The following is a 12,470-nucleotide window of genomic DNA, read 5'->3' as shown; positions in this document are numbered from 1 at the left end:
CGGCGGGCGAGGTGTTCGCCTGCTGGGTCGCCGACGGCACCGCGGCGCGGGTGGCCGTCGCCCGGGTGGCCGTCGCCCGGGTGGCCGCGGCCACCGCACGGCACGCCGTCGCCGCGAGCCTGCTCGCGCCGTACGCGGTCGCGGCGGACCCGCGCGCCCCACCTGTGGCTGCCGCTGCCCGAGCCGTGGACCTCCGGGCAGCTGGTCGCCGCGGCCCGCCAGCTCGGGGTGCTGCTCTCGCGGGGGACGACTACGCCGCCAGCCGGGCGGCGCCGGCGCACGGCGTGCGGATCGGTCTCAACGCCGGCGTGTCGAACGACGCGCTGCGGCCGCGCTGCTCAGCATCGTCGCCCTGCTCACCGCCGGGCCGCTCCCCGAGCGCCTGACCTGAGGCCGTCGCTGGGGATGTGACGCCCGGACCCTTGAGCGAACTCCTCGGGAAGTCCTAGGGTGAGTGTATGCAAAAGAGCATGCAAAGGGAGTCCTGGTGAAGGTTCTTGGTTTGGCGTGGCTCGGATCGAGCAGTCCCCGGCTGGAGGAGATGACGCAGCTGCTCATGGGGCAGCTGGGTCTGCCCGTCGAGCGGGAGCAGGACGGGGCGCGGGTCTTCCGGTTCCCCGACGGCAGCGGCTTCGAGGTCTTCAAGCCGTCCGACTCGGCGCATGACTTCTTCGAACACCCGGTCGCCGGCATCCTCGTCGACGACGTACGGGAGGTCCGCGCGCACCTCGAGGCCGGCGGCGTCGAGTTCATCGGCGACGTCCACGACGGCGTCGAGGACTCGTGGGCAACCGCCTGGTCGCACTTCCGGGCTCCGGATGGCTACCTCTACGTGCTCGTGAGCCGCCCCGAGCTGGAGCCCGAGCCGCATCCGGCCGCGTTCGACGAGCTGCGGATATGCGTGCGGGTGTCCGACCTCGACGCGGCGGTGCGGCTGTACCGCGACGGGCTCGGCATGCGGGTCGTCGACGAGTGGACGCATCCGGGCGGACAGCGCGGCGTCCTGTTCGGTGCGGTGTACGCCGCCGTAGAGCTGTTCGACGAGGCGCAGTGGGACCTCGTGGACGACGCGGAGACCGGCACGAGGCTCCACCGGGACCACGGCCTGCGGGTCGAGGTCTCCGACGTCGAGCGGCTGCGCGCCCTCGCCGACCGGCTCGAGGCCGCCGGCGCGCAGACGACCGGCCAGGTCACCAGGACCCCGTGGGAGCAGACCTGCCTGCGCATGGCGGACCAGGAGGGGGAGCAGCTCACCCTCTTCGTGCTGCCCGACGAGGAGAAGGAGGTCCGGGCCCGCACCCGGTCCCGCCTGCGCCCATAGGGCATTCCAGGGTCGTCACCCCGCACTCGATCGAGTGTGGGGTATCTGGCGTTGTCGCCGGTCCTGGGCCAGTTCGGGCAGGGGACGCCTGGGGTCTTGACAAGAAGACGGCCTCCAGTGTTGCCTGTGCCACATCTTTTTGCATGCACTTGTGTGTGCAGTCGTCCTCTTGGGAGGCCCCATGGCACTCGCGCCGGACATCTCGACCACCCCGCCCCAGCTGAAGACGGCCTCCACCGATGACCCCAAGGTGGTTGCCGAGCAGCTCGCCGACGACTACAGCAACCATGTTGTCCCGTTGACCGCCCGTGTGGGGCGGTGGCAGCTGACGATGTCCTTCTGGTCGCTGCTCAGCGCGATGGTGTGGTTGTTCTACGGCGCCCTCGCGGCCAGCCTGTACGGCACCACCGACGCGCTCGTGGCCATCGGCATTTCGGTGGTCAGCTACTCCCTGATCAATGCGTTGTTCTCCCGCTGGGGCATGCGCAGCGGGCTGAACAGCACGCTGCTGTCGCGCCGGATGTTCGGCGTGCTGGGCGCTACCCTCACCGCGCTGCTCATCGCGGCGAACACCACGTACTACGCGGTCTTCGAGAGCAGCACGCTGGCGGTGGCGTTCCAGCACTACACGCCGAAGATGGACATCCGCATCTGGTACGCGATCATCGCGCTGGTGATGCTGCCGCTGATGCTCGGCAGCGTGCAGACGTGGATGGGCAAGCTCAACGGCTTGCTCCTGCCCTTCTACACCCTCGGCATGCTGGCCGCCGTCATCGTCGCCGCGGTGAAGTTCGCCGACGGGCCCAGCTGGCTCAGCTTCGGCGGCGTCGTCCCGCCCGAGGCCCGTCCGCTGCCCGGCTGGCTGCTGGGTGCGGTCCTCTACATGGGCATCTGGCTCACGATGCCGACGACCGTCGACTTCGCCCGGCTCGGCCGCCGGGAGGACGAGGGCTTCCACCGCAACATCACCTTCGGCTGGCTCTTCTACGTCTGGCTGTTCGCCCTCAATGGGGCCGCCGGCATCTTCCTCGTCCGCGCCGTGATCCCGGACGAGCCCACCGCCGAGACCGGCGTGGTGCAGGCGGTACTCGCCACCCTGGGCGTGGTCGGCCTGCTGGTGATCGTGGTCTCGCAGACCCGGATCAACACGCTGAACTACTACCAGGCCTCCTCCAACTGGGGGCGGGTGCTGAACAACCTGTTCGGCCTCCGCGTCCGGCGTCCCGTGCTGGTGGCCGCGACGACGCTCGTCGCCTTCCTGCTCATGCTCACCGACGTCTTCAGCTACCTGCAGCAGGCCCTGATCTGGCAGGGCGTGTTCCTGGTGGCCTGGGTCGGCATCGCCCTGACGCACTACGCGCTCGTGCCCGCCGACCGCGAGGGTGGCCCGGAGTTCCGGGCGCAGCGCCTGCCCGCGGTGACGTGGGGCCTGGGGGTCTGGGCGCTGGCCGCGGCCGTGGGCATCTACCTGGCCGAGGCGCCGTCCGTTCCACCGCTGCTGTCGAGCACGGCACCGGTCGCCGCTCTGGTCATCAGCGTCGTCCTCTACGCCGTGGTCGTGAAGGGCCTGCCGGCGCGGAGGCAGACGCACACCCTGGACCCGCGCACCGAGGTCGCCGATCCGAAAGCCACCTGGATCGAGTGCCATGCCTGCACGAAGTCCTACATCGCGGTGGAGATGGACCGTGACGTGAACGCTGGCGGGGCGCCGGTCTGCGACGCCTGCGCCACGGCGCGCAAGTACCGCCGCTAGGCATCCGCCAGGTCGCCCTGCCGGCAGTACGACGCGCAGGTGGGGCGGCCGATCCGGACCCCCGGGCACCCTTGTATTGCGGCTCTTATCCGTGCCAGACTCGTACATACAAAAATGCATGCAAAAGAAGGGCGATGACCGCGATGAGCCTCCCGATGGCCGATCAGAAGCCGCTTTCGGTGGCGAGCGTGGAGTACGTCGAGGCGACCGACTTCCTGTTGCTGGAGGCCGAGCTGCTCGACGACCTGCGGGAGCGCGAATGGCTCGAGACGATGGTGAGCAAGGACGTCGTCTACCAGCTCCCGATCCGGGAGACCGTCGAGCGGGCCCGCGGCCGGGGCTTCATCGAGGGCACGTTCCACCTGAACGAGAACTACGGCTCGCTGAGCAGCAAGGTCGCTCGCAACGAGACCAAGTACGCCTGGGCCGAGGACCCGCCGTCCCGGTTGCGGCACTTCGTCACCAACGTCCGGGTCCGCCGGCACGGCGACGCCGACAAGCTCGCCGTGCGCAGCAACGTGCTGATCTACCGCACCCGTCAGGACCACACCGTCCCCCAGATCCTCGCCGGTGAACGGCACGACGTGCTGCGGCGCGAGGAGGACGGCCTGCGCCTGCTGGAGCGGGTCGTGTACCTCGACCTGACCGTGATCGGGACGCACAACCTGTCCCTCTTCTTCTGATTCTTCTGAACCCTCCACCGACTCGCGCGGCTTCCGAGGAGAACGTCATGACGGAAATCGTTGACCGGCCCACCGCACCGGCCACGCCCGACCTGCACCCCCAGGTCGACAGCCTGCTCGCCAAGCTGGAGACAGGCCTGCCCAACGGGCAGGTGCCGGCCGGCATCTTCGGTAACCCGCACGTGTACCAGCATGAGCTTCGCCAGGTCTTCGGGCGCTGCTGGGTGTTTCTGGCCCACGAGTCCGAGGTCGCCGCCAACGGCGACTACGTCGTCCGGAAGATCGGTGAGGACAACTTCATCGTCTCCCGGGACGAGCGGGGCGCGCTGCATGTCCTCTTCGACGCCTGCCGCCACCGCGGCGTGCAGGTCTGCCGCGCCGACTCGGGCAACACCTCGCACTTCCGCTGTCCGTACCACGGCTGGACCTACTCCACGGACGGCTCCCTGGTCGGAGCCCCGCTGTGGCGCAACGCCTTCGGCGGCATGGACAAGGCGAAGAACGGACTGGTCCCCGCCGCGCAGGTGTCGACGTACCTCGGCCTGATCTTCGCCACGCTGGACCCGAGCGCCCCACCGCTGCAGGAGTACCTCGGCGGCATGTCCTGGTACCTCGACCTGCTCTTCGGCCTGGACGCCGACGGCCTGGAGGTGCTCGGCGCGCCGCAGCGGTTCGTCGTCGACGCCAACTGGAAGTCCGGCGCGGACAACTTCTCCGGCGACGACTACCACCTGGGCACGCTGCACCGCTCGGTCTGGGAGATCGGCGCCTTCCCGGTGCCCTTCCGCGAGAACATGATGGGCTACCACATCCAGGCCGCCCCGGGGCACTCGCTGTCATTCTCGATGGCGCCCGACGAGAACGAGCCGGGGCCCAAGTTCTTCGGCTTCCCGGAGGGCCTCGCGGCGAGCTTCGACACCAGCCGGATCAGCGAGCACCAGCTCAGCATCGCCCGCCGGTCGAGGGTGTTCGTCGGCAACGTCTTCCCGAACTTCTCCATCCTCGCCCTGCCGATGACCGAGGACGGCAGCCACTTCCCGCCGACCGGGATCATCACCATCCGCACGTGGCAACCCAAGGGCCCGGGGCAGATCGAGATCTGGAACTGGTTCCTCGGCTACAAGCGCATGACGCCGGAGCAGAAGGACCGTGCGTACCGCGCCGGCCTCGGCACCTTCTCCGTCGGCGGCGCCTTCGAGATGGACGACACCGAGCCGTGGATCACCGTCGGCCGCACCGGCCGCTCGGTCGCGGCGGAGCTGCTCGACTTCCAGCTCAACTACGAGATGGGCATGCCCGGCATCGGCATCTCCACCCGGGTGGCCGACTGGCCCGGGCCCGGGGTCGCGTACTGGACCCGCTACGAGGAGGGCGTCCAGCGCAACCTGTACCGCTACTACACCGCGATGATGCGGGCCCGCGCCGGCGAGTGGCCGGACGTGCCGCTCGAGTGAGCCGGCGCGGGCCGCACGACGATCACGAATCACCAGCATGGAGGGGCGCATGAGCAGCACGGACTGGACCGCCGGGGTCCTGGACCGGTACCGGTCCGGTGGCCTCGCCGGGCGCCTGAGCCCCGGCGAGTCGCCGGCCGTGATCGTCGTGGACCTGCAGACCGGGTTCACCGACCCCGCCTGCGGCCCCGGATTCGACCTCGACGAGGTCGTGACCGGGACCCGGCGGGTCCTCGACGCCGCCCGGGCGGCGGGGCGGCCGGTGCTCTTCACGACGATCGCGTTCCCGCCCGGCGCGCGCAGCACCTGGCTGCGCAAGATGCCCGTCCTCGCCGAGCTGGGGGAGGGCAGCGGGTGGGAGCGGATCGACCCCCGGCTGGGCCGGCGGCCCGAGGAGCCGGTGCTGACCAAGCGGAACGCCTCGGCGTTCGCCGGCACCGACCTGCTCGCCGTGCTCGCCGGCTTCGGCGCCGACAGCTTGCTCGTGTGTGGCGCCACGACATCGGGGTGCGTGCGCGCCACGGTCGTCGACGCCTGCGCCGCCGACCTGCCGGCCTTCGTCGTCCGCGAGTGTGCCGGGGATCGGGAGCCGGGGCCGCACGATGCCGCCCTGCTGGACATCGACGCCAAGTACGGCGACGTCGTCCATCTCGACGAGGCCCTCGCGCTGCTGGCTCGACCGTCGGTCAGCGGGGCCGTCCGATGAGCACTCCCGTCGCCCCCATCAGCAGGCTGTATCGGGTGCCGGCCGAGCTGGGTGCCGCCCGGGTGCTGCCCGGCGCCCCGGCACGACTGGTGATCGCCGCGGCGGAGGCGCCCGAATGGGGGCTGGCCGACGAGCGGCGGCTCGGCTACTTCGCCGGCGCCGACGCCGAGGGAATCGTCGATGCGCTACGGGACGCCGGCCTGCGCGGCCGCGGCGGCGCCGGGTTCCCCGCCCACGTCAAGTGGCGCGGGGTCGCCGACGCCCCCGGGCCGACCGTGGTGGTCGCCAACGGGCACGAGGGGGAGCCGGCGTCGGCCAAGGACCGCTGGTTGCTGACCCGCCGCCCGCACCTGGTGCTCGACGGGCTGTTGCTGGCCGCCCGCGTGGTCGGCGCGGATCGAGCCGTCGTCTACGCCTCCGCGGCCGACAGCGTCGCCGCGACCGCACGGGCGATCGCCGACGTGACCGCGGCCGGTCTCGTACCGCCCGGCGTGAGCCTCGAGATCTTCCGGACGGCGGACGGCTACGTTGCCGGCGAGGAGACCTCCGCCGTCCGGGCGATCAACGGCGGCCCGGCGCTTCCGCTCGCGAAGCCGCCCCGGCCCTTCGAGAGCGGCGTCGACAAGCGGCCGACGCTGGTGTCCAATGTGGAGACGCTGGCGCACGCCGCGTGGATCGCGCGCCACGGCGCCGCCGCCTTCCGCAGTGTCGGCACCGCCGGCTCCGCGGGGACGGCCCTGTTCACCCTCACCGGCGCCGGGATGGCTGGCGCGGTCGTGGAGGCCCCGCTGGGGACCACCGTGGGGGAGCTGTTCGCCGCCGCCGGCGCCACGCTGCGGGAACCGACCGGCCTGCTGATGGGCGGCTGGTTCGGCGGGATGCTGACCGGCGACCTGACCGGCCTGCGCTGCGCCCACGCCGAGGTCGCGGCCGCCGGCAGCGGCCTCGGCTGTGCCGCGATCACCGCGCTCGGCCCGGACGACGACGTCCTCGCGGTCGCCGCCGAGCTCGGCGGCTGGTATGCCGCGGAGTCATCCCGGCAGTGCGGGGTCTGCCGCAACGGTACCCAGGCCATCTCCACCACGCTGACCGCGATGCGGGACGGCGACACCCATCCCGAGCACCGGGAGAAGCTCGCCCGCTGGGGCACCACGCTGCCCGGCCGGGGCGCCTGCGCCTTCCTCGACGGGGCGGCGACGCTCGCCCGCAGCGTCGCCGCCGACCTGACCACCGCACGGCACCACTGAACGGAGACAAGCGATGCGAGTCGTTCTCGACGCCACCAAATGCGAGGCCTACGGAGCCTGCGCCGAGCACTGCCCGAGCGTGTTCCAGCTCGACGAGTGGGGCTACGGCTCCGTCATCGGCGACGGCACGGTGCCCTCCGGCGAGGAGGAGAACGCCCGGGCGGCCGCCGCGGCCTGTCCCGAGGACGCGATCGCCGTCGCCGACTGAGCGACGCCGGCCCACAGCGAGCACACACGACGAAGAGGACATCCGTGGATCTGGAACTCACCGGCGGGACCGCCCTGGTCACCGCCGCGTCCCGAGGCATCGGACGTGCGGTCAGCGAGCGGCTGGCCGAGGAAGGCATGACGGTCGTCGCGGGCGCCCGCACGACCGCCCGGGGGACCGAGAAGGTCGGCGGCGGAGTCATCGTGCCGCTCGTCAGCGACCTCGCCGACGCCGAGCAGACCGGAGGACTGGTCGACACCGTGCTGAGCCGGCACGGCCGGCTGGACGTGCTCGTGCTCAACACCCCCGGGCCGCGGATCGTGCCGGCCCTCGACACCGGCTGGGAGGACTGGGCCGCCGCGCACGACCTGCTGCTCCGGCCGGTGGTCCAGCTCGCGGTGGCCGGCGGCCGGCGGATGCGCGAGCAGGGCAGCGGCACGATCGTGCTCCTCAGCTCCACCTGGGTCCGCCAGCCGGCCCCCGGCGGCGTCCTCTCCGCGTCCTACCGGTCGGCCGCCGCCGCCTTCATCAAGACCCTCGCCGGGGAACTCGCCCCGCACGGGGTGCGCGTCGTGCACGTGATGCCCGGGGCCACCGGCACGGACCGGATGCAGGCGATCGTCGAGACGAAGGCGGCCAGGAACGGCACCACCCGCGACGAGGAGATCGAGGCCGTGGTCCGCGACATCCCCCTGGGCCGCTGGGCGCAGGCGCGCGAGATCGCCGACGTCGTCGCCTTCGCGGCCTCGCCCCGTGCCGGCTTCATGACGGGTTCATCCCTGGTCGTCGACGGCGGCGCGGTCCGCGCAACCTACTGAATCCCCCACCCTTCGAGAGAGGAACCCCATGCCCAGGACCTTGACCGAGAACTTCGTCGAGCAGTTCCGGCTCTGCAACGTACAGCCGAACGAGACCATCGGCATCATCGCCGAGCTCGGCCAGAAGCAGGGGTACGTGGACGCCGCGGTCGCGGCCGCCCGCCAGCTGGGTGCCAGCGCGCTGGTACTGCACGCATCCAGCCTGTCGAACCCGATGCTGCCGCCCTACGCTCCCGACGGCCGCGAGGTCCCCGCGCTGCTCGCCGCCGCCGGGGAATGCGACTTCGTCGTCGACGTCACCGTCGGCGGCCTGATCCACTCCGACGTTCGCACCCGGATCACCGGCAACGGCAAGCGGATGCTGTTCGTCGCCGAGCCCAACGACGTCCTCGAGCGGCTGATGGGCGGCCCCGAGCTGCGCGCCGTCGTCGAGTCCGGCGGCCGCAAGCTCAAGGCCGGCAGCACCCTGCGTGTCTCCAGCGCCGCCGGCACCGACCTCACCGCCGACATCTCCGGCGAGAACCTTCCCATCACGCACCAGTGGGGGTACGTCGACGAGCCGGGCCGGTGGGACCACTGGCCCAGCGGCTTCGTCGCCTGCTTCCCCAAGGACCGCACCGCCGAGGGACGGATCGTCCTGCAGCCGGGCGACGCGCTCATCCCCTGGCAGCGCTACGTGCGCGAGCCGGTCACCATCGAGGTCAGCAAGGGATTCATCACCGCCGTGGTCGGGGACGGCGCCGACGCCCACCTGCTGCGCGACTACTTCGACAGCTGGCAGGACCCGGAGGTATGGGCGCTGTCGCACATGGGCTGGGGCCTCCTGCCGCAGGCACGCTGGTCGGCCTTCGACGTGTACGACCCGCGCAGCCTCTACGGTCAGGAGCTGCGCTCCACCGCCGGCAACTTCATGTGGTCCACCGGGTCCAACCGGTTCGCCGACCGGGAGACCCCCGCGCACCTCGACGTCCCGATGCGCGGCTGCACCGTCGAGATCGACGGCGTGGCCGTGGTGCGCGACGGAACGCTCGTGGAGGGCTGACATGGACCGGACAATCCTCGAGAACGCGATCCTCACGCTGGCCCGCGACCCCGAGCTGCTCGAGCGCGTGCGGGCCAACCCGGACGACGCGGCCGGCGCGCTCGGCCTCGACGCGACCTGGGCCCGCGCCATCGTCGACGGCGACCGGGACCGGCTGCGCTCCGCTGGAGTGAACGATGGGATCACGATCCTGGTCAGCCGGTGGTTCAAGGACGACCTGGGCGACTCGGCCAGCCGCGGCGCATTCGTCGTGGACGAGTCCATGCCGCTGCCGGCGGCCGACGTCCCCGAGGGACTGGTCTTCGCCGGCGGCTGCTCGCACGTGCCCGACCTGCTCGCCCGGCCGGAGATCGACCCGGCCGAAGCGGTCGGGCGGCTGCTCGACGGCTACCACCGGCTGGCGGCGGATCTCGCCGCGGCCCGGCCGGACGTCGTCCTGGTCACGGCGGACTGCCACTTCCAGAGCTTCGCGACGCAGCACTTCGTCATCGGCACCGGGCCGGCGCACCGCGGCTCGATGGAGTTCTTCAAGCGCCCGGACCTCGACCTGCAGCTGACCGGCCACCCCGACTTCGCCGCCGCGATGGCCGGCGCGGTGCAGGCGGCGGGGCAGGAGGTCGAGCTCGCCGACCGGGTCGATCTCGACCACGGGCTGATCGTCCCGCTCCGTCTGCTGCTGCCGCGGCCCGACCTGCCGGTCATCCCGATCATCACGCAGCCGGCCCGCAGCTTCTCGCCCTTCGGCGCGCGCGCCTTCGGGCAGGCGCTGCGACGGGTGATCACCGAGTCGGGGCTGCGGGTGGCGATGCTGGCCACGGGCGGTCTGTCGCACTGGCTGGACCCGGGCAAGTTCGGGGCCGTGGACGTGGAGTTCGACGCGTACCTGCTGCGGATGCTGCAGACCGGTCGAGGGCTGGACGTGTCGGCGCTGGAGCCGTACCCGCTGCTCGATCACGGCCAGTACGAGTTCCTCAACTGGCTGATTATGCTGGGCATCGTGGGCCCGGGCGTGCGTGGCGAGGTGTACGCCTACGAGCCCATGCAGGCCTCGGGCGGTGGCTGGACGGTCGTGCACATGGACCTCGCGGCCGCACGTGACGCGGGCGCGGAGACCGGGCGCGCCGCCGTCCCGGCGGGGGTGTGACGGTGGGCGGGGCGGCGGCCGGCTCGCTGCGGGTCGGGGTGACCCAGTGGCACGCCACGGCCGATGTCGAGGCCAACCTGAAGATCGCGCTCGACCTGGTCGGGCGCGCCGCGGCCGACGGGGCGCGGCTGGTCGTCCTGCCCGAAAACGGCCTGTTGCTGGGCACCAACGCCCAGATGCGGGCGCGGCCGCTCGCCGAGGACGGACCGGAGGTGACGGCGCTCGCCGAGGCGGCCGCGGCGCACGGCGTCACCGTCGTCCTCGGCGGGATGAAGAACGCCACCCCGGATGGCGTCTTCAACTCCGCGGTGGTCCTCGGCCCCGACGGGCGGTTGCTCGGCCGCTACGACAAGATCCACCTGTTCGACGCGCGGGTGGGCGGCCAGTCGTTCGAGGCGAGCAGCGTGGAGCAGGCCGGTGCTCAGCCGGTGCTCCTCGACCTGGGCGGGACGCTGGTGGGGCTGACGATCTGCTACGACGTGCGGTTCCCGGAGCTCGCCCGGGCCCTGGCCCTGGCCGGTGCCGAAGTGCTGCTCGTCCCGTCGGCGTTCACCTACCTCACCGGCCGGGCGCACTGGCACACGTTGCTGCGTGCGCGGGCGATCGAGAACGGTTGCTACGTGGTCGCGCCGGCGACGGTGCGCTCGCCGTCGGGGGCCGGTCACGACCCGTTCGAGACCTACGGGCACGCCCTCGCGGTCTCCCCCTGGGGAGACGTGCTGCTCGACCTGGAAGAGCGCAGCCCCGCGGTCGAGGTGGTCGAACTCGATCTGGCGGCGGCGCGGGACGTGCGGGCCTCGCTGCCCGTGCTCGCCGGCACGAAGCCGGTAGCCTACCGCACCAGCCCGCAAACGATCAGCGTCCCGATCCTGGAGGAGCAACGATGAGTCAGCACGGCCAGCCGGCCGGCCTCCCCGACCGCGCCGGGCAGGCCCGGGCCGCCGCGGAACCGGGCGCCGAGGAGAAGGACGCCGGGATCATCGAGGTCGGCGAGTGGTTCGGTATCGGCAACGAGTTCACCGGGGTGCAGATCCGCAAGGTGTGGACGCGCAACGGTGAGCGGCTGGAACTGCACGTTCCGGCGCGCAACTACCGCAGCCTGCTGGACGCGATGCAGCTGGAGATCATCGCGGCGCAGGACCCGGCGGCGTTCACGCGACTGTTCCAGCGCCAGCTGGGCTCCGACGAAATGGGTGCGTGACAGTGACCAGCATCAAGCGTCCGGGCACGGCCGTCGACGACCTCGTCGCCGCCCTGCGGGAACGCATCGTCTCCGGGCAGCTGCCGCCGGGGCTCCGGCTGTCCCAGCAGCAGCTGGCCGAGGACATGCAGGTCTCCCGCACTCCGCTGCGGGAGGCCCTCCAGCGGCTGGCCACCGAGGGGCTGGTGGTGACCCAGGCCAACCGGGGGATGGTGGTCGCGCCGGCGTCGCTCAGCGACGTGGAGGGCTCGTACGCGCTCCGCCTGCTCGTGGAGCCCGCCATCGTCTCCGCGATCGCCGCCTCGGTGACCGAGGCCGACATCGACCGGATGGCTCAGACACTGGCCGACATGGAGCGGCCCGGGGTGTCCACCCGCGACTTCCAGCTGGCGCATCTGGAGTACCACCAGGTGCTGCTCAGCCGGTACCCGCCGGCGGCCACCGAGCTGATCGAAGACCTGCACACCCGCATCTACCGCCACCAGCGGCTCTACTTCTCCCGGCCACCCGCGGTCGCGGACTTCACCTGGCTGGACCGGGTCTTCCTCGACGCCGTCCGGGCACGCGACGGCGCCCTGGCCCGCCACCTCCTGGAGTTCCATCTGCTGGACGCGGCGATCGGCCTGATCGCCGAAGTGGAGCCCGACCACCGGTACGAGTCGCTGCCGGTGACCCTGGCCGGTCTCGGCATCGAGGTGAGCGGGCTCGACGGGGACGGACCCCGCCGGCCGGCCACGCTGCGCTGGCTGCGGGCGGTCCCGCCCGGCCTGCCGGAGCTCAGGACGTCGAACCTCGAATATCTCGCGAACGGCTAGACCCGCAGTCCTGCCGATCCTGCAGTACATCGCTCACAGCACGTCGCAGCGCCCTCGTGGCGCTCCGCGGCATGCCCA

The 12,470-nt window shown here is 71.9% G+C and carries 14 protein-coding genes; all 14 read left to right on the top strand.

The window, feature by feature from the left end; all coding sequences use genetic code 11:
• Positions 1–11: 11 nt before the first annotated feature.
• Positions 12–386 carry a hypothetical protein gene (locus tag ABD352_RS25665; RefSeq protein WP_344615033.1) on the top strand — a complete coding sequence of 125 codons (375 nt, stop codon included), beginning with the start codon at positions 12–14 and terminating at the stop codon, positions 384–386.
• Between the two features lie 101 nt (positions 387–487).
• Positions 488–1,321: a VOC family protein gene (locus ABD352_RS25660; protein WP_344615032.1), complete on the top strand. Its 834-nt coding sequence runs from the start codon at positions 488–490 to the stop codon at positions 1,319–1,321.
• 181 nt (positions 1,322–1,502) lie between these two features.
• Positions 1,503–3,074, top strand: a complete 1,572-nt coding sequence (locus tag ABD352_RS25655; protein WP_344615031.1) for a purine-cytosine permease family protein — start codon at positions 1,503–1,505, stop codon at positions 3,072–3,074.
• Positions 3,075–3,208: 134 nt separating this feature from the next.
• A complete protein-coding gene (locus ABD352_RS25650; protein WP_344615030.1) occupies positions 3,209–3,757 on the top strand; it encodes an aromatic-ring-hydroxylating dioxygenase subunit beta in 549 nt (182 codons plus the stop codon).
• Positions 3,758–3,804: 47 nt separating this feature from the next.
• On the top strand, positions 3,805–5,211 hold the full coding sequence (locus ABD352_RS25645; RefSeq protein WP_344615029.1) for an aromatic ring-hydroxylating oxygenase subunit alpha: 1,407 nt from the start codon (positions 3,805–3,807) through the stop codon (positions 5,209–5,211).
• A gap of 49 nt (positions 5,212–5,260) precedes the next feature.
• A complete protein-coding gene (locus ABD352_RS25640; RefSeq protein WP_344615028.1) occupies positions 5,261–5,917 on the top strand; it encodes an isochorismatase family protein in 657 nt (218 codons plus the stop codon).
• Positions 5,914–7,164 (top strand): NADH-ubiquinone oxidoreductase-F iron-sulfur binding region domain-containing protein, encoded by a 1,251-nt coding sequence (locus tag ABD352_RS25635; protein WP_344615027.1) that lies wholly within the window; start codon positions 5,914–5,916, stop codon positions 7,162–7,164. Before ABD352_RS25640 ends, ABD352_RS25635 begins: the two co-directional genes overlap by 4 nt.
• Positions 7,165–7,177: 13 nt before the next feature.
• Positions 7,178–7,372: a ferredoxin gene (locus ABD352_RS25630; protein WP_344615026.1), complete on the top strand. Its 195-nt coding sequence runs from the start codon at positions 7,178–7,180 to the stop codon at positions 7,370–7,372.
• Between the two features lie 44 nt (positions 7,373–7,416).
• Positions 7,417–8,190, top strand: a complete 774-nt coding sequence (locus tag ABD352_RS25625; protein ID WP_344615025.1) for an SDR family oxidoreductase — start codon at positions 7,417–7,419, stop codon at positions 8,188–8,190.
• Positions 8,191–8,218: 28 nt separating this feature from the next.
• A complete protein-coding gene (locus ABD352_RS25620; RefSeq protein WP_344615024.1) occupies positions 8,219–9,232 on the top strand; it encodes a 2,5-dihydroxypyridine 5,6-dioxygenase NicX family protein in 1,014 nt (337 codons plus the stop codon).
• Position 9,233: 1 nt separating this feature from the next.
• Positions 9,234–10,376, top strand: coding sequence for a DODA-type extradiol aromatic ring-opening family dioxygenase (locus ABD352_RS25615; RefSeq protein ID WP_344615023.1), 1,143 nt, complete (start codon positions 9,234–9,236; stop codon positions 10,374–10,376).
• Positions 10,377–10,378: 2 nt separating this feature from the next.
• Positions 10,379–11,263: a nitrilase-related carbon-nitrogen hydrolase gene (locus ABD352_RS25610; protein WP_344615022.1), complete on the top strand. Its 885-nt coding sequence runs from the start codon at positions 10,379–10,381 to the stop codon at positions 11,261–11,263.
• Positions 11,260–11,577 carry a hypothetical protein gene (locus tag ABD352_RS25605; RefSeq protein WP_344615021.1) on the top strand — a complete coding sequence of 106 codons (318 nt, stop codon included), beginning with the start codon at positions 11,260–11,262 and terminating at the stop codon, positions 11,575–11,577. Before ABD352_RS25610 ends, ABD352_RS25605 begins: the two co-directional genes overlap by 4 nt.
• A 2-nt stretch (positions 11,578–11,579) precedes the next feature.
• On the top strand, positions 11,580–12,392 hold the full coding sequence (locus ABD352_RS25600) for a GntR family transcriptional regulator (protein ID WP_344615020.1): 813 nt from the start codon (positions 11,580–11,582) through the stop codon (positions 12,390–12,392).
• Positions 12,393–12,470 lie beyond the last annotated feature (78 nt).

Source organism: Dactylosporangium salmoneum (assembly GCF_039532525.1).
GTDB lineage: Bacteria > Actinomycetota > Actinomycetes > Mycobacteriales > Micromonosporaceae > Dactylosporangium > Dactylosporangium salmoneum.
This window is presented reverse-complemented; position numbering and strand designations above follow the sequence as displayed.